General features: G+C 66.1%; 18 protein-coding genes. All 18 read left to right on the top strand.

Annotation, left to right across the window (positions count from 1 at the left end; all coding sequences use genetic code 11):
* Window positions 1–41 precede the first annotated feature (41 nt).
* The 18 genes from HX793_RS26580 to HX793_RS26495 all read left to right on the top strand — a co-directional run bounded on the left by HX793_RS26580 (window position 42) and on the right by HX793_RS26495 (window position 17,321).
* Window positions 42–2,321, top strand: a complete 2,280-nt coding sequence (locus HX793_RS26580) for a helicase-related protein (RefSeq protein ID WP_028690958.1) — start codon at window positions 42–44, stop codon at window positions 2,319–2,321.
* Window positions 2,322–2,434: 113 nt separating this feature from the next.
* Entirely contained in the window at window positions 2,435–3,304 is an 870-nt protein-coding gene (locus HX793_RS26575) for a hypothetical protein (protein WP_176987480.1), read from the top strand.
* Between the two features lie 160 nt (window positions 3,305–3,464).
* The gene (pilL2, locus tag HX793_RS26570; protein ID WP_028690956.1) at window positions 3,465–4,064 is read left to right on the top strand and encodes a PFGI-1 class ICE element type IV pilus protein PilL2; all 600 of its coding nucleotides are present in this window, start codon (window positions 3,465–3,467) and stop codon (window positions 4,062–4,064) included.
* Window positions 4,061–4,702: a hypothetical protein gene (locus HX793_RS26565; RefSeq protein WP_023103912.1), complete on the top strand. Its 642-nt coding sequence runs from the start codon at window positions 4,061–4,063 to the stop codon at window positions 4,700–4,702. The genes pilL2 and HX793_RS26565 overlap by 4 nt, the downstream gene beginning before the upstream one ends.
* A gap of 14 nt (window positions 4,703–4,716) precedes the next feature.
* On the top strand, window positions 4,717–5,442 hold the full coding sequence (locus HX793_RS26560; RefSeq protein ID WP_023103911.1) for a TIGR03759 family integrating conjugative element protein: 726 nt from the start codon (window positions 4,717–4,719) through the stop codon (window positions 5,440–5,442).
* Window positions 5,424–6,029: a transglycosylase SLT domain-containing protein gene (locus HX793_RS26555; protein ID WP_028690955.1), complete on the top strand. Its 606-nt coding sequence runs from the start codon at window positions 5,424–5,426 to the stop codon at window positions 6,027–6,029. Before HX793_RS26560 ends, HX793_RS26555 begins: the two co-directional genes overlap by 19 nt.
* Complete coding sequence (locus tag HX793_RS26550; RefSeq protein ID WP_017515759.1) at window positions 6,026–6,565, top strand: integrating conjugative element protein; 540 nt, start codon at window positions 6,026–6,028, stop codon at window positions 6,563–6,565. Before HX793_RS26555 ends, HX793_RS26550 begins: the two co-directional genes overlap by 4 nt.
* A 4-nt stretch (window positions 6,566–6,569) precedes the next feature.
* Window positions 6,570–8,759 carry a type IV conjugative transfer system coupling protein TraD gene (traD, locus tag HX793_RS26545; RefSeq protein WP_023103909.1) on the top strand — a complete coding sequence of 730 codons (2,190 nt, stop codon included), beginning with the start codon at window positions 6,570–6,572 and terminating at the stop codon, window positions 8,757–8,759.
* A complete protein-coding gene (locus tag HX793_RS26540) occupies window positions 8,756–9,505 on the top strand; it encodes a TIGR03747 family integrating conjugative element membrane protein (RefSeq protein ID WP_023103908.1) in 750 nt (249 codons plus the stop codon). The genes traD and HX793_RS26540 overlap by 4 nt, the downstream gene beginning before the upstream one ends.
* 98 nt (window positions 9,506–9,603) lie before the next feature.
* On the top strand, window positions 9,604–9,987 hold the full coding sequence (locus HX793_RS26535) for an integrative conjugative element protein, RAQPRD family (RefSeq protein WP_023465080.1): 384 nt from the start codon (window positions 9,604–9,606) through the stop codon (window positions 9,985–9,987).
* Window positions 9,984–10,217, top strand: coding sequence for a TIGR03758 family integrating conjugative element protein (locus HX793_RS26530; protein WP_009459672.1), 234 nt, complete (start codon window positions 9,984–9,986; stop codon window positions 10,215–10,217). The genes HX793_RS26535 and HX793_RS26530 overlap by 4 nt, the downstream gene beginning before the upstream one ends.
* Window positions 10,218–10,233: 16 nt before the next feature.
* The gene (locus HX793_RS26525; protein ID WP_023103906.1) at window positions 10,234–10,593 is read left to right on the top strand and encodes a TIGR03745 family integrating conjugative element membrane protein; all 360 of its coding nucleotides are present in this window, start codon (window positions 10,234–10,236) and stop codon (window positions 10,591–10,593) included.
* Between the two features lie 12 nt (window positions 10,594–10,605).
* Window positions 10,606–11,004 (top strand): TIGR03750 family conjugal transfer protein, encoded by a 399-nt coding sequence (locus HX793_RS26520; RefSeq protein ID WP_023103905.1) that lies wholly within the window; start codon window positions 10,606–10,608, stop codon window positions 11,002–11,004.
* Window positions 11,001–11,690, top strand: coding sequence for a PFL_4703 family integrating conjugative element protein (locus HX793_RS26515; RefSeq protein ID WP_023835765.1), 690 nt, complete (start codon window positions 11,001–11,003; stop codon window positions 11,688–11,690). The genes HX793_RS26520 and HX793_RS26515 overlap by 4 nt, the downstream gene beginning before the upstream one ends.
* A complete protein-coding gene (locus HX793_RS26510; RefSeq protein ID WP_023103903.1) occupies window positions 11,687–12,613 on the top strand; it encodes a TIGR03749 family integrating conjugative element protein in 927 nt (308 codons plus the stop codon). Before HX793_RS26515 ends, HX793_RS26510 begins: the two co-directional genes overlap by 4 nt.
* Window positions 12,603–14,033 (top strand): TIGR03752 family integrating conjugative element protein, encoded by a 1,431-nt coding sequence (locus HX793_RS26505; RefSeq protein ID WP_017515583.1) that lies wholly within the window; start codon window positions 12,603–12,605, stop codon window positions 14,031–14,033. The genes HX793_RS26510 and HX793_RS26505 overlap by 11 nt, the downstream gene beginning before the upstream one ends.
* Window positions 14,014–14,454 carry a TIGR03751 family conjugal transfer lipoprotein gene (locus tag HX793_RS26500; protein ID WP_023103901.1) on the top strand — a complete coding sequence of 147 codons (441 nt, stop codon included), beginning with the start codon at window positions 14,014–14,016 and terminating at the stop codon, window positions 14,452–14,454. Before HX793_RS26505 ends, HX793_RS26500 begins: the two co-directional genes overlap by 20 nt.
* Window positions 14,454–17,321, top strand: coding sequence for a conjugative transfer ATPase (locus HX793_RS26495; protein ID WP_023103900.1), 2,868 nt, complete (start codon window positions 14,454–14,456; stop codon window positions 17,319–17,321). The genes HX793_RS26500 and HX793_RS26495 overlap by 1 nt, the downstream gene beginning before the upstream one ends.
* Window positions 17,322–17,327 lie beyond the last annotated feature (6 nt).

The raw sequence follows: 17,327 nt of genomic DNA, 5'->3' as shown, positions 1-17,327 counted from the left end.
GCTGGGGGTGGTGCATGCCCCTTTTTCTTTGGAGCATCACCATGTCCCTCGATCTCGAAACCAATGCCGCTGAAGCCGCGCCCGTACAGGGCGAACTGCTCGACGCGGAATCTTCCCCTCTGACCCTGAGCCTTCAGGATTTCGTCGGCGAGTTCGGCGACGAACTGCTCGACGCCCTCAACAGCGCCAACCCGCCGGTCTATACCGGCCAACCGCAAGCACATCGCCAGCTCATCGTCGCCAGCCTCAAGCGCAAGCTGTTCCAGGCCCAGGCCGAAGTCGTCCACGCCGCCGCGGAGCTGCTGATTGACCGTGGCGAGCGCGCCGCGATCGTCAATGGCGAGATGGGCTGCGGCAAGACGACCGTCGGCATCGCCACGGCCGCTGTGCTCAACGCCGAAGGCTACCGCCGGACCTTGGTTCTCTCGCCCCCGCACCTTGTTTACAAGTGGCGGCGCGAGATCCAGGAGACAGTAGCGGGCGCGAAGGTCTGGGTGCTCAACGGCCCCGATACCTTGGTCAAGCTCATCAAGCTGCGCGAGCAGTTGGGTGTGCAGCCGACCGGCCAGGAGTTCTTTGTCCTGGGGCGCGTCAGGATGCGGATGGGGTTCCACTGGAAGCCTGTCTTCACCCAGCGGCGCACCCGCCACGGCGACGTGGCGGCCTGCCCGGACTGCGGCACGGTCATCACCGACCTCGACGGCGAGCCGGTCAACCCGGTCGCGCTCGAAGCCGAGGAGTACCGCAGGAAGTGCAGCCATTGCGCAGCGCCCCTGTGGACGCTGATCCGCCCACGCAGCCTGTCCGGCAGCGACCAGTCCTCGGCCGTGCTGAAAGCCTTGAAGCGCATCCCGACCATCGGGGCAGTCACCGCGCAGAAGCTGATGCAGAAGTTCGGAGACGGCTTCCTGGCCTCGATGCTCGGCGACAACATCCATGAGTTCATCAACCTCATGGACGGCAACGGCGAGCTGGTGTTTTCCGACCGTCAGGCCACCCGCATGGAACGTGCGATGGCCAACATGGAGTTCGGCTTTGGCGAAGGCGGCTACCAGCCGTCCGAGTTCATCAAACGCTACCTGCCGCAAGGCACGTTCGACCTGCTCATCGCCGATGAGGCGCACGAGTACAAGAACGGCGGCAGTGCCCAAGGCCAGGCCATGGGCGTGCTGGCAGCGAAGGCTCGCAAGACCTTGCTGCTGACTGGCACGCTGATGGGCGGCTACGGGGACGACCTGTTCTACCTGCTGTTCCGAGCCCTTCCGGGGCGGATGATCGAAGACGGCTACCGCCCGACCACGAGCGGCAGCATGACCTCGGCCGCGATGGCGTTCATGCGCGATCACGGGGTCTTGAAGGACATCTACTCCGAGAGCACCGGCACGGCGCACAAGACGGCCAAGGGCACCAAGGTATCGGTGCGCACGGTCAAGGCCCCGGGCTTCGGCCCCAAGGGCGTCTTGCGCTGCATCCTGCCGTTCACGATCTTCCTCAAGCTCAAGGACATCGGCGGCAACATCCTGCCGCCGTATGACGAGGAGTTCCGCGAAGTCGCGATGGACACGGCGCAAGCCGCGGCCTACCGCGATCTGGCGGGTCGGCTGACCGCGGAGCTGAAACAGGCTCTTGCACGACGCGATACGACCTTGCTGGGTGTGGTGCTCAACGTGCTACTGGCCTGGCCAGATTGCTGCTTCCGGTCGGAGACCGTGGTGCATCCGCGCACGCGCAACACCTTGGCGTTCGTCCCGGCTCAGTTCAACGAGTTCGAGATCAGCCCCAAGGAGCGTGAGCTGATCGACATCTGCAAAGAGGAGAAGGCGCAGGGCCGCAAGGTGCTGGCCTACACGGTCTATACCGGCACGCGCGACACGACCAGCCGGTTGAAGGTGCTGCTGGAGCAGGAAGGCTTCAAGGTGGCGGTGCTGCGCGCAAGCGTGGATGCCAGCCGCCGCGAGGACTGGATCGCCGAACAACTGGACCGTGGCATCGATGTGCTCATCACCAACCCCGAGCTGGTTAAAACGGGACTGGACCTGTTGGAGTTTCCGACGATCGTGTTCATGCAGTCGGGCTACAACGTGTACTCGCTGCAGCAGGCGGCACGCCGCTCCTGGCGCATCGGGCAGAAGCAACCCGTGCGCGTGATCTACCTTGGCTACGCCGGCTCCTCGCAGATGACCTGCCTCGAACTGATGGCCAAGAAGATCATGGTCTCGCAGTCCACCTCGGGCGACGTGCCCGAATCAGGGTTGGACGTCCTGAACCAGGATGGTGATTCGGTCGAGGTCGCACTGGCCCGGCAACTGGTCGCCGCCTGATCCCCACGCCAACGCTGGCCTAACGCCGCCGGCTTTCCGCTGTTCCCACCTTGCAGCCACGTCCACGGTCTCCGTGGGCGTGGCTGCGCTTTTTCGATCCCAAGGAGATTTCCATGAACACCAATACCCAAGCAACGACCAAAGTCGTCAGTGCTCGCCTCACGCTGGACGTGACTTACCTGCTCAACGGCGAGGCCGAATCGGAAATGCTGGCACGGCTGCGCAGCATGTGCGAATACGCCATCGATGAGGGTCTGCTGACCGGCGAGACCGCCGCGGAAGTGGATAAGTGGTCGATCGATGTGTCCGAGCAGCCCTCGGAAGCTGAGAGTGACACCCTGGTAACCGAGATCGCCTCCTTCATGCGGCAGCGCATCGAAGACGGCAATCTGAACGCTGAAGACATCCCCGTGCGCCTGGCGCGCTACGGCCTGATGGCTCCCGAGGCATTCGCCGACGAGATGCGCGAGCGCATGGGTATGGCCGACGAAGAACCCGAGAGTCAGGCTGTCATCCCTCCGACCGAGCCTGCTGAAGGCGGCGAGATCGAGATGCAAGTCGCTGTCGCCTGCGTCGATGCTTCCGGCACCCCCAACATGCCGGTCTACAAGGTCAGAACCACCCAGGAGGAATACGACCAGGGTGCCCACTACCACAAAGCCAAGGATCTGGCCGAAGAAGCCCGGTACGAAGGGCCGTTCGTCTGCTTCGACGCTGCCGAATATGGCCCCATCCTGTCGGCCGCCCGCGAACTGGGTCTTGTCCCGCAGGTCGTCGTGGTCGATATGACCGACGGCCAGATCCACTCCATCCGCTGCGACACCGGCGAGATCAAAGTCGTCTGCTACGACACCAGCGATACCGACGAGTACTCGGTGGCGATGGCGGACCGGCCGCTCGGCGAGAACGGCCAACTCGTGCGCTGCTGGGCGCATGCCCAACTGGCACAGGTCGATCCTGGCCTGAAGCTGGCTCGGGGTTGATTCGGCAGGGTCCGACCTGCGCTCTCATTGGCCCCTTCGGGGGCCTTTTTCTTTGGAGGGAGGCTGTCGGAAAATCGGACGGGGCGTGATTCGCATTGTTTGCTGCCGCGCACGACCCCAGCGGCGATGGTGAGGGCTCGATGTTTCAGGACGCCGAGCTATGTGCCCCTCTCCACCCTGGTTTCACCATCCCGAACGCCGCCTGCTGACGGGATTTCTCGGCCTGCTTTGGTCGGTACTGGCTGGCGGCTGCGCGACAACGACTGCGCCGCACGCACCCGATGCCTTCGAGGAAGTCTCGACCGCGCCCGAACCCGAAGCGCCCGAGTACATCCCCGTTGTGCGCTATGGGCGCTACACGTTGGTCGAGCTGGCCCCCACGGCGGCGCAGCGCGACCTGCTGTTGCAGACCATCGATGTTTCGATGCCGGCGGATGCCCGCGTCACGGTCGGCGATGGGCTGCGGCACGTGCTCAAGCGCAGCGGCTACAGCCTGTGTCAAACGGCACATGCCGTGATCGAGTTGTATGCGCTGCCGCTGCCGGCGGCGCACCTGCATCTCGGTCCCATGACCTTGCGCGACGCGCTGATCACCCTAGCTGGTCCGGCCTGGGAACTGCACGCGGATGACCGCGCACGACAAATTTGCTTCGAGCGGCCCGGCGACAGCATGGCCGTCGAATCCATGCCTGAACCGGCCGCCGCCGATGCGGTGCAGACCTTCCCACTGATGCCCTCCATTCCAGGCGGCCAGCCATGAACACTCCCCAATCCTCGCGGCGCCCGGCTGCCGCCGTGGTGGCGCAAAGCCTGCTCTGGCTCTGGCTGCTCGGTCTCAGCGTCATCGTGGCCCTCGGCTACCAGGCGATGAGCGACCAGGCCGACGAGGAACGGCTCGACTCCCGTTTGCAACGCCTCGAAGCGCAGGCGGTGGCCTTGGCCGAGACCATCGGAACCATCCAGCAGCGTCCGCAGGTCGCAACGGCGGCGGACCTCAAAGACACCCGCCAAATCCTGGAAGCACGCGCTTCCCAAGTTGAGAAGACATTGAGCAGCTACGCAGCAGCCGACGACCTTCAGGCGCTGCGCGCGGAGATCGAGCAGATCAAGACGCGTCAGACCGCCGCGCGTGCAGCAACACCCGCCCAGCCGCGCACATCGAGCAAGCCCGCCGCCAAGCCTGAACCGCCGCCACTGCCGTTCCGCATCGTCGGCGCCGAACTGCGCGCCGGCCAGCTCAGTGTGTCCGTCGCGCCGAGCAGCGGGGACTTCACGCCCGACCAGCTTCAGGTGCTGTTGCCCGGTGATGCGGTCGGTCCATGGCGCTTGCAGGCAATCGATGGCAGCGCTGCGGTGTTCCAAGCCGGCGAACAGATCCGTCGCGTGGCGATTCCCTGATCGGAGCACACGACATGAAGCCGTCGATCATCCTTTCCGCACTCCTACTGGCTTCAGTCCAGTGGCCCGCGTGGGCGCAACAGCCAGCCACAGCTCCAGCCCGCAATGCGCAGAGCCAGGAGCGCCCGCTGGCCGCCCGCGTCCTGGACGACCGAGTAGCAAGCAACTGGGGGCTCCAACCCCAGGAATGGGCGCGTTACCGCGAGCTGATGGATGGGCCGCTGGGCATCTACTCGCCAAACCTGGACCCGCTGTCTGCCCTAGGCATCGAGGCACGCACCGACGAAGAACGGCGGCGCTATGCAGAGCTGCAGGTGCAAGTCGAGGCTCGCCGCGTCGAGAAGCTGCTCGCCTACCAACGTGCCTACGACGAAGCCTGGCAGCGCCTGAACCCCGGCATGCAGCGCGTGAACCTGCCCGACGACGGGCCGGGCACCGGCACCGCGCGCGGCAGCGGTCGCATGGCGGTGTTCGTCAAGGACGGCTGCGCGGCCTGTGGGCAGCTCGTGCAGCGGCTGCAATCCTCGGGTGCCGAGTTCGACCTGTATATGGTGGGCAGCCGCCAGGACGACGCACGCATCCGCGACTGGGCCAAGCGCGCGCAGATCGACCCGGCGCGCGTGCGCAGCGGCAGCATTACCCTCAACCACGACGGCGGCCGCTGGCTGTCGCTGGGCCTGCCCGGTGACTTGCCCGCGGCTGTGCGCGAGGTGAACGGCCAATGGCAGCGCCAGCCGTAGCGGCCACCTCCTTCTCGCAGCTCTTGTGCGCACTGGTGCTCGCTACCGGCCTGTGCGCCTGCGCCGTCCATGCCCAGGAGATTCCGCCACCTGCCTACCAGCTCGCCGCCCAGCAGGCGGGCATCCCCTCGACCGTGCTCTACGCCGTGGCCTTGCAGGAGAGCGGCGTTCGACGCAACGGGCGCATCGTGCCGTGGCCGTGGTCCCTCAATGTCGCCGGCCAGTCGCGCCGCTTCGCCACGCGCGCCGACGCCTGCTCGGGCTTGCAACAGGCAATGCGTACCACGCCCCACACGCGCATCGATGCAGGCCTGGTCCAGATCAACCTCGGCTACCACAAGCATCGCTTCACCAGCGCGTGCGACCTGCTGGACCCGTATCGAAACCTCGCCATCGCCGCTGAAATCCTGAACGAGCAGCACACGTCCGGCGAAGACTGGCTGCTCGCGATCGGCCGCTACCACCGTCCTGCGGGCGGCGAGCCCGCCGCCCGCTACCGGCGCAGCGTGTCGCGCCATCTCGCGCGTGTGCAGGGCGCACATCCAAACGCCGCGGTGCTCGCCGCGCGCCAGGAGACTTCCCCATGACAAAATCCCATCTGGCCCTGCGGGGCCTGCTTGTGCTGCTGGCAGGTCTGCCGCTGGCATCGCGTGCCGGCGATCCGCTGATCGTGGTCGAAGATCGCGGTGGCACGTCGGCGCTGCCGTACTACGAGGCCCTCAACCTCCAGGCGCGCGCCGATGTCCCGGGCCGGCCGCCCATTCCGACGCCACAGGTTCCCGCCACACCCGCGGACGAGGCAGCGATGCTGCCGGTGCGTAGCGCCAAGCTCACGCCCGGCACCGTCGCGCGGCGCGTGATCGAAGCGCCCGGCCTGCGGCCGTTCGTGGTCATCGGCGACGACGACGCCTCCCGGGCCTGGCTGCAGCGCCGCGGCGTCGCTTTGCGCGAACGCGGCGCGGTCGGCCTCGTGGTCAATGTCGAGACCGCGCAGGGCCTGGCACGGTTGCGTGCCCTGGTGCCGGGCGTGCCGCTCGCGCCCGTAGCCGGAGACGACCTGGCCGATCGCCTGGGGCTGCGGCACTACCCGGCGCTGATCACGGCCACCGGCATCGAGCAATGAAGCCATGTCGGGGAAACAGCCGGTCGAGGTTCTGCTACGCCCAGCGGTGGAGCTATACACCGTCGCGGCGTGTGCAGGCGCCGCGTTTCTGTGCCTGGTGGCCCCATGGTCGCTCGCGCTGAGCCCGTCGATGGGCGTCGGCAGCGCGCTGGCTTTCGGCGCTTACGGCGCGATCCGCTATCGCGATGCCCGCGTGATCCTGCGCTACCGACGCAACATCCGCCGCCTGTCGCGCTACGTGATGACGAGCAAGGACGTGCCCGTCAGCCAGCAGCGGCTTTTCATCGGGCGCGGGTTCCTGTGGGAACAAAAACACACCCATAGGCTGATGCAGACGTACCGGCCGGAGTTCCGCCGATACGTCGAGCCGACGCCTGCCTACCGGCTGGCACGGCGACTGGAGGAGCGGCTGGAGTTCGCGCCGTTCCCGCTATCCCGGCTGTCCGCGCTCACGGGCTGGGATGCTCCTTTCAACCCGGTGCGTCCGCTGCCGCCTGTGGGCGGCCTGCCACGCCTGCACGGCATCGAACCGGACGAGGTGGACGTCAGCCTTCCGCTCGGCGAGCGTGTCGGGCACTCGCTGGTGCTGGGCACCACGCGCGTGGGCAAGACGCGACTGGCCGAGTTGTTCGTGACCCAGGACATCCGCCGCAAGAGCGCTGCCGGCGAGCACGAAGTCGTGATCGTCATCGACCCCAAAGGGGATGCGGACCTCTTGAAGCGCATGTATGTCGAGGCCAAGCGCGCCGGCCGTGAAGGCGAGTTTTACATCTTCCACTTGGGCTGGCCGGAGATCAGCGCCCGCTACAACGCGGTGGGCCGATTCGGTCGCATCTCGGAAGTCGCCACCCGTATCGCAGGGCAACTCTCCGGTGAAGGCAATAGCGCGGCCTTCAGGGAGTTCGCGTGGCGCTTCGTCAACATCATTGCTCGTGCCCTGGTGGAACTGGGACAGCGCCCGGACTACATGCTGATCCAGCGGCACGTCATCAACATCGACGCGCTGTTTATCGAGTACGCCCAGCACTACTTCGCCAAGACCGAGCCCAAGGCCTGGGAGGTGATCGTCCAGATCGAGGCCAAGCTCAACGAGAAGAACATCCCGCGCAACATGATCGGGCGAGAGAAGCGCGTGGTTGCGCTGGAGCAGTATCTCTCCCAGGCGCGCAACTACGACCCGGTGCTCGACGGACTGCGCTCGGCAGTTCGGTACGACAAGACCTACTTCGACAAGATCGTCGCGTCATTGCTGCCGTTGTTGGAAAAGCTAACCAGCGGCAAGATCGCGCAGCTCCTGGCACCGAACTATTCCGACCTGGCCGACCCGCGCCCGATCTTCGATTGGATGCAAGTCATCAGGAAGCGCGCCATCGTCTATGTGGGACTGGACGCGCTGTCCGACGCCGAGGTTGCCGCAGCGGTCGGCAACTCCATGTTCTCCGACCTGGTTTCGGTCGCGGGCCATATCTACAAGCACGGAATCGACGATGGCCTGCCAGACGCCTCGGCTGGCGCGCGCGTACCGATCAACGTCCATGCGGATGAATTCAATGAACTCATGGGTGACGAATTCGTGCCGCTTATCAACAAAGGCGGCGGCGCCGGGCTGCAAGTCACCGCGTACACGCAGACCCTCTCGGACATCGAGGCCCGCATCGGCAATCGCGCGAAAGCTGGCCAGGTGATCGGCAACTTCAACAACCTGTTCATGCTGCGCGTGCGCGAGACTGCCACTGCCGAACTGCTGACGCGGCAGTTGCCGAAGGTCGAGGTCTATACCACTACCATCGTCTCCGGGGCAACCGACAGTTCGGACATCCGCGGCGCGACGGATTTCACGTCGAACACCCAGGACCGCATCAGCATGTCCAGCGTGCCGATGATCGAGCCATCGCACGTAGTCGGCCTGCCAAAAGGCCAATGCTTCGCGCTGCTGCAGGGCGGCCAGCTTTGGAAGGTTCGCATGCCGCTGCCGCTACCAGACCCGGATGAAGTGATGCCGACGGACCTGCAACAACTGGCAGGGTACATGCGCCAGAGCTACAGCGAGGCTACGCAGTGGTGGGAGTTCACCAGTTCCCCGGCCTTGCAGGATGCGGCCTTGCCCGATGACCTGCTGGATGATGCTGCTCCAGCCGAGCCTGCTGCGGTGGCCACCGACACCGACCACAGTGGCGACGAGGCCGCGCCGTGAAGGACGCCGCCTCGACCGCGCAGCGGGAGCAGAATCAGCGCCAGGGCCTGATCGTCGGCACCATCACCTTGCCGTTTCGCTTGCTTGGAGTGCTGATCGGCTCGCTGCTGTTCTCGATCGTGGTGGAGTGCGTCGGCATGCACCTGTTCTGGAAGGACCAGGGCTGGCGCCATTCCCAGCAGATGTTGCAGTACGAGCTTGGGCATCTGTCCAACCACTTCACGCGCAGCGTGGTCGTGCAGGAGCCGGGGCGCACGGCGCACGAGTTGGTGGATACAGGCTACGAATGGGTGTTTGTTCGCTCCGGGCTGCTGGCGCGCATGAGCCAGACCGCCGAGCGCGTCCGCGCGCCCAGCCACGAGCAGGCGCGCAACTTCCGCTACTACATCAGCCAAGCCTATGTCTGGGCCGAGAGCTACCTGATCGCCGCGGCCTTCACGACGCTGACCTTCCTAGTGCGCCTGCTGGTCCTGGTGCTCACGCTGCCACTGATCTTCACGGCTGCTTTCGTCGGTCTGATTGACGGTCTGGTGCGACGTGACGTGCGCAGGTTCGGCGCGGGCCGCGAATCCGGGTTCATCTACCACCGCGCGAAAGCCAGCCTTATGCCCCTGGCCGTGCTGCCGTGGATCACGTACCTGGCACTGCCGATCTCGGTGCATCCATTGCTGATCCTGTTGCCGAGCGCCGCCTTGCTGGGACTGGCCGTGAGCCTGACTGCGGGCAGCTTCAAGAAGTACCTCTAGCCGATCAATCCGGTCATCCGCAGGTTCCTATTGTTTGCGGCCTGAAACAGCCCTGATCTCCACGATCTAGCCATTGCTGATCACACAGGAATGGCGCGATGTTGGCTCCGATCTGGCTGCGCGCCGCGCATCGCGGCGTGCCCACTTTTCTCGTGACGGCCCTTGTGTTGGGCCAGTCCTCGATGGCCTTGGCCGAGTCCCCAGCGCAGCGTCAGGAGCTGGTCGCAGCGCTGCGCCAACTCGACGCGCTGGAGCGCACGGTCGCCGACAGCGCCGCGCATGCCCCCATCCAGCCGGGCGAGCGCTACCACTTCGACTACCCGAGGCTGCTGGCTGACCTGGCGCGCGTGCGCGCCGGCATCCAGGCCCATCTCACACCGTCGCGCGCCCAGCCGCGCGACCCGTCCGAATTGGCCGGCGACTACCGCACGGAGCGGGTCGTCCCGCCATCACCGCCGACGACCGCGGAGGGCAAGCCATGAACGGCGCCCAGGTCTCGGCATTTCAAGCCAACAGCGGCATCGCACCTTCAGCGATGGCGACCGTCCTGGTCGGCGTCGTGTTCGCGGTCCTGCTCGTCTGGGGCGTCTGGGCCATGCGAACGGCCTACGTGGGGTGGTCCGAGAGCCGCCTCAACCAGCGCCAGTTCCTCGGCGTCTGCATCCGATTCGTCGCGATGTACCTCGTCCTGACTTTCTTCCTCCTCTCCTGACCTGAAAGGCATGACCATGCAAAACCGCATCCTCAATTCCCGTCTTGCCCAGCGCGCCGCCGTGGCCCTGGGCGCCGCTGCGCTGCCCGTGCTGTCGTTCGCGCAGGGTCTGCCGCAATTGGAGAACCCGACCCGCGGCACGGGCAACGGCATCATGGAAACGATCCGCAACTACGGCTACGACATCATCATGCTCGTAGCCCTGCTGGTGGTGGCGTCGATGTTCATCGGCGTGTGCTACCACGCTTACGGGACCTACGCGGAAATCCACACAGGCCGCAAGACGTGGGGCCAGTTCGGCCTCACGGTCGCCATCGGCGCCGTCCTGCTCGTGATCGGCATCTGGCTGCTCACCGAAGCCACCGGCATCCTGTAAGGCGAGGCCGGTATGTCTGAGCAGCAGCACGTCCGTGCGGACGGGACCGTGACGTTCCTTCCGCACCGGCTCAACCGCCACCCCGTTGTCGTGCGCGGCCTCACCGCCGACGAGCTGTGGATCTGCTGCGGCTTGTCCGGCGCCGCCGGCCTGCTGGTCGGCGCGCCGCTGTCGTGGGTGTTCCGCACGATCGCGCTAGCTCCCACGTTCGTCGTCCTGGGCGTGGCCTTGGGCGTGTTCATCGGCGGCGGCATTCTTCGCCGCCTCAAACGCGGGCGTCCCGACACCTGGCTGTATCGGCAACTGCAATGGCGCATTGCGACACGTCATCCACTGATGGCGGGTTGGGTGGGCGGCCATGTGCTGATCTCGCGTTCCGGCTTCTGGACCACCCGAAGGAGCGCGCGATGAGCCGCTTCAAGAACGAGATCACCCACCTGCAGGCGCACATCAAGACGCTTCGCCTGGGGGCTGGCGCCCTGGTCATCGTCGCCCTGGTCATGGGCGGCGGCTGGTGGAGCGCTCCGCGCGATCTGACCATCCACGTTCCGCCTGACCTGCGCTCCGGCAGTACCAGGAAGTGGTGGGAAGTGCCGCCCGAATCGGTCTATGCGTTCACGTTCTACGTGTTCCAGACGCTCAACCGCTGGCCGACGAATGGCGAAGAGGACTACGCGCGCAACCTCCACACGCTCTCGCCGTATCTCACCCCGTCCTGCCAGGCCTTCCTTCGCGCGGACTACGACTACCGCCGCAGCACGGGCGAGCTGCGCCAGCGCGTGCGCGGGATTTATGAAATCCCCGGCCGCGGCTACGGCGACGACCCTACGGCGCGCGTGCGCGTGGTCTCCGACCGCGACTGGGTGGTGACGCTGGACATCACCGCCGACGAGTACTACGGCGCCGAGCAAGTCAAGCGCGCTCTGGTGCGCTATCCAGTGAAGGTCACGCGGGTGGACGTCGATCCTGCCCGCAACCCGTTCGGCCTGGCGCTCGACTGCTATGAGGGCGCGCCCCAGCGCATCAGCACGCCGGAGCCAACGCGCCCGGCGTCTGGCGGCCTGTCTCCGCAAGCGCCCCAAGGAGAAACCCCATGAAGCATCCTGTACTCACGCTGCTGGGGCTGTTGGCCGTGGCCGCCGCTCCTGCTGTCCAGGCAGTGGAGATCCTGCGCTGGGAACGTATGCCGTTGGCGGTGCCGCTGAAGGTCGGCCACGAGCGCATCGTGTTCATCGACCGCAACGTCCGCGTGGGCGTACCTGCGGGCGTCGGCGAGCGCCTACGGGTGCAGAGCGCGGGCGGCGCGGTGTACCTGCGCGCCAGCGAGCCGATCGAGCCCACGCGGCTGCAATTGCAGGACGCCGACACGGGCGCGCTGATCCTGCTGGACATTGCGGCGGAGCCAGCCAAGGACGGCGAAGCCGAGCTGGAACCAGTGCGCATCGTCGAGGGCAACAGCACCCCGGCGCGCTATGGCGATCAGCCCGGCGATGACAACGAAGCTCCGGCGCGCGCCCAGGACCAGGCCGGCGCGCGAGCGGCGCGACGCGAGACCCCGGTGTCGGTTGTCCTGACGCGCTTTGCCGCACAGAACCTCTACGCGCCGCTACGCACCGTGGAGCCGCTGCCGAGCGTCATGCGGGTGAACCTGCGCCGTGACCTCGACCTCGGCACGCTGATGCCGACGCTGCCCGTGCGCGCGGTCGCGCTCGCGTCATGGCGTCTGGAAGACCAGTGGGTGACCGCCGTGCGCCTGACCAACAGCAGCAGCGGCTGGATCACCCTGGACCCGCGCGTGCTGCAAGGCGATTTCCTCACCGCCACCTTCCAACACGAGGCGCTTGGCCCGCGCGGGACGCCCGAGGACACGACCGTTCTGTACCTGGTGACGCGCGGGCGTGGCCTTGCGCAATCGCTGCTACCAGCGGTCAACCGCTTCGACCCGGCCGTGCATCTCCCGCAACCGGAAGCCGGTTCCCAGGATGGCACCGACCGCAAGGAGGTCCGCCATGCGCAGTAATGGACTCCTGAAGTGGCTGATGATCCCGGTTGCCGTGCTGGTGCTGTTCGTCGCCATCCGGCTGTTCTCGGGAGGCAGCACTTCGGCACCACCGACCGCGGATGCCGGCGCCAAGCTCACGCCAGCGGAAATGAAGGCGCTGGGCATCGAGGGCGATACCCCGCGCGACACCGTGGCGACGCTCGTTGCCCAAGTGAAGCAGTTGCGCACCGAGCTTCAGACCGCGCTCTCGGACAACAAATCCCAGCGCGAAGAAAACCAGCGACTGCGCCAGCGCGAGAACTCCATTGACCAGCGCATCAATTCGGCCCTCGACTCCGAGCGCACCAACCTGCGTCGCGACCAAGAGCAGGCAGCCAGCGCGCGTCAGCAGACCGAAGGGCTGCTGGCCGACCTGCAACGGCGCCTGGACAGTATCGGCGGACGTGGCGGCGGCCATGCCGACCTGCCGGTGGGTCTGGGGCTGCGTGACGGCGACGAGGCCGGCATGGAAGGCGGCGTGCGCTGGGTCGAACCCGACGATGCGAGGAAAGCCGAGGGGCGCAACAGCAGTCGTGGCACGGGTAGCGGCATGAGCTTCCCGACGAGCTTCGGCCCCGCGCAGAGCACGTTGGAAACCACGGCGGAAACCGTGGCGAACGCGGGCGCACGCGCCGCAGGCGTGAAGAGCGCCAAGGCGGTCTATACCGTACCGACCAATTCGACGCTGATGGGGTCGGTGGCGATGACGGCGCTGATCGGCCGCGTGCCGATCGACGGAACCGTCAACGATCCGTACCCCTTCAAGGTGTTGGTCGGATCGGACAACCTGACCGCCAATGGCATCGACATTCCCGACGTGGCCGGTGCCGTGTTCAGCGGCACCGCATCGGGCGACTGGACGCTCTCGTGCGTGCGCGGCCAGGTACGCAGCATCACCTTCGTCTTCCACGACGGCACGATCCGCACCATCCCCGAAGACCGCGACGGCAACCAGCAAAACAACCAGCAGCAGAACTCTCAAAGTGGAGGCCTGGGCTGGATCAGCGACCCATACGGCATTCCCTGCGTCAGCGGGGAGCGGCGCAGCAACGCCCAGCAGTACCTTGGCTCGCAAGCCCTGATTACCGCCGCCGGTGCCGGCGTCGCCTCGCTGATCGACAGCGACAGCGGCCAGATGTCCTACGTCGGCGCCGACGGCTCCATCGGCAGCGTCGGTATCTCGGGCAATGAAGCCGTGGGCCGCATCCTGGCCGGTGGCGTGCGCGACATGGCCGACTGGGTGAACAAGCTGTACGGCCAGGCGTTCGCCGCTGTCTATGTCCAGCCCGGCGCGAAGGTCGCCGTCCACCTCGAAAAGCCGCTCGCCATCGACTTCGATCCCGAAGGCCGCAAGGTCGATCACCGCGCAGGAGAAAGCCATGCTCTCGAACTTGAATAAGGCCCTGGCGCTGGCCCTCGCCGTCGCGGTGCTCGGCGGCTGTGCCACCAGCAAGGAAAAGCTGCTCCCCCACGGCGACAGCACGATGATGGACATCTGGCAGCAGAACGCCGGTGACGGGGGTGGTGGCGCCGGCCAGGTGGCGCGCAGGCAATTGCTCGATGCACGCCAGAGCCTGCGCCGGACGCTGACCGAGGCCGACGTGGAGGCCGCGCCCACCGAGCAGATGCGCTACACGCGCACGGCGCGCAACGAGGTCTATCGCCAGTTCCACCGCCTGCCGAACCCCGATCTTGTCATGTATGTGTACCCGCACCTGGCGGGCACCGATCCCGTGCCGGTTCCGGGCTACACGACGGTCTTTCCCCTGTACCAGCGTGTGCAGTACGCCATGCCGGGCGAGCGCGTGGAGGACTACTGATGCGCTGGAAACTCCCCTGGCCGAAGCTGGCTGCATCCGATGGTGGCAATGACGAGCAGCCGGACGGCTGGCAGCGCCACGTCGAGGCGTTGCGCCAGGCCGGCATTGCCGAACCCGGAGCGACGGTCCAGGGCCGCAGGCCGGCGACCGTGGCGGACGAGCAGGCGATGTACGACGTTGCGCAGTCATTCGCGGAGCTGCTGCCGTGGGTGGAGTTCCTGCCGCCGTCGAAGTCCATGCTGCTGGAGGACGGGCAATCGGTCGCGGCCTTCTACGAACTGGTCCCGCTAGGCACCGAAGGTCGGGAACCGGGCTGGCTCGCTCATGCCCGCGATGCGCTCGAAAACGCGCTCCAGGACTCGTTCGATGAGCTGGATGAGAACCCGTGGGTGCTCCAGCTCTATGCACAGGACGAGCCCAGCTTCGACCAGTACATGCAGACGCTACGCGACTACGTGCAGCCGCGCGCCCGCAGCACGGCCTTCACCGAGTTCTACCTCCGCTTCTTTGGCCACCACCTGCGCGCGGTGGCCAAGCCCGGCGGACTGTTCGAGGATACGGTGGTCACGCGGTTGCGCTGGCGCGGCCAGACGCGGCGCGTGCGCATGGTGGTCTATCGCCGGGCCGCCGGGCAGGCGAACCGCCGCGGCCAGACACCCGAGCAAATGCTGAACATCGTCTGCGATCGCCTCTGCGGCGGCTTGGCGAACGCCGGCATCCAGGCCCGGCGCATGGTCGCGGCCGATGTTCACGACTGGCTGCTGCGTTGGTTCAACCCACGCCCCACGATGCTCGGGCCCGGCGCTGAGGAGCGAGAGCGCTTCTATGCGCTGGCCCGCTATCCCGACGAGGTGGAGGAAGGTGAGATTGAGCTGGCGAGTGGTCGGGACTTCAGTCAACGGCTGTTCTTCGGTCAGCCTCGCTCCGATGCCGAGCACGGCACCTGGTACTTTGACGGTATGCCGCATCGCGTACTGGTCACCGACCGGCTACGCATGCCGCCCGGTACGGGGCACCTGACCGGCGAAACCCGCAAGGGGGACGCTATCAACACGCTTTTCGATCAGATGCCCGAAGACACCACGATGTGTCTGACCATGGTGGCGACGCCCCAGGACATCCTCGAATCGCACCTGAATCACCTGGCGAAGAAGGCTGTCGGCGAAACACTGGCATCGGAACAAACGCTCAAGGATGTGCAGGAGGCACGCTCGCTCATCGGCAGCGCGCACAAGCTCTACCGCGGCACGCTGGCCTTCTATCTGCGCGGACGCGATGAAGCCGAACTTGACAGGCGCGGTCTGGACCTCGCCAACGTGATGCTCAACGCGGGGTTGCAGCCTGTGCGCGAGGACGATGAAGTCGCGCCGCTCAACAGCTACCTGCGCTGGCTACCGTGCTGCTACAACCCTGCGCAAGATCGACGGAACTGGTTCACCCAACTGATGTTCGCCCAGCATGTGGCGAATCTCTCGCCGGCGTGGGGTCGCAGCCAGGGTACGGGTCATCCGGGCAACACGTTCTTCAACCGCGGCGGCGGGCCGATCACGTTTGATCCACTGAACCGCTTGGACAGGCAGATGAACGCCCATCTGTTCCTGTTCGGCCCCACCGGCTCGGGCAAGAGCGCAACGCTCAACAACCTCTTGAACCAGGTCACGGCCATCTACCGGCCGCGGCTGTTCATCGTGGAAGCCGGCAACAGCTTTGGCTTGTTCAGCGACTTCGCAAAGCGCCTGGGTCTGACCGTGAACCGGGTCAAGCTGGCTCCTGGCTCGGGCATCAGCCTGGCGCCGTTCGCCGACGCTCGCCGGCTGATCGAAACGCCCAGCAACGTGCAGACGCTTGATGCCGATGCACTGGATGAAGAATTGCCAGCCGATTCCTCGGTCATGGAGGAGGACGAGCAGCGCGACGTGCTGGGTGAACTGGAGATCACGGCACGGCTGATGATCACAGGCGGCGAGGACAAGGAAGAAGCCCGGATGACGCGGGCCGATCGCTCGCTGATCCGCCAGTGCATCCTCGATGCCGCCGAGCACTGCGTGGCCGAGAAACGCACGGTGCTCACGCGCGACGTGCGCAACGCGCTGCGCACGCGCGGCCAGGACCCGACGCTGCCCGAGATGCGGCGCGTGCGGCTGCTGGAGATGGCGGACGCGATGGACATGTTCTGCCAAGGCACGGACGGCGAGATGTTCGATCGCGATGGCACGCCGTGGCCCGAGGCCGACATCACGCTGGTGGATCTCGCGACCTATGCCCGGGAGGGCTACAACGCGCAGCTCTCCATCGCCTACATCAGCCTGATCAGCACGGTGAACAACATCGCCGAGCGCGACCAGTACCTGGGCCGTCCGATCATCAATGTGACCGACGAAGGCCACATCATCACGAAGAACCCGCTGCTTGCGCCCTACGTTGTAAAAATTACAAAAATGTGGCGCAAGCTAGGGGCCTGGTTCTGGCTGGCTACACAAAATATCGACGATCTGCCGCGTGCCGCGGAGCCCATGCTCAACATGATTGAGTGGTGGATCTGCCTGTCGATGCCGCCCGATGAGGTCGAGAAGATTGCACGCTTCCGCGAACTCTCGCCCGCGCAGAAAGCGCTGATGCTCTCGGCGCGCAAAGAAGCGGGCAAGTTCACCGAGGGCGTCATCCTTTCCAAGAGCATGGAAGTGCTGTTCCGCGCCGTGCCGCCCAGCCTGTACTTGGCGTTGGCGCAGACCGAACCCGAAGAGAAGGCCGAGCGCTACCAGCTCATGCAGCACTACGGCTGCACCGAACTGGAAGCGGCCTTCAAGGTGGCCGAGAAGATCGACCAGGCGCGCGGCATCGAGTCGCCGGCCTTGGAACTGTCGTAAGACGGA

This window comes from Pseudomonas reactans (genome assembly GCF_013387025.1).
In the GTDB taxonomy this organism is placed as follows: domain Bacteria; phylum Pseudomonadota; class Gammaproteobacteria; order Pseudomonadales; family Pseudomonadaceae; genus Aquipseudomonas; species Aquipseudomonas reactans.
Note: the sequence above shows the minus strand (reverse complement) of the source record. Positions and strands in the feature narration are given on the sequence as shown.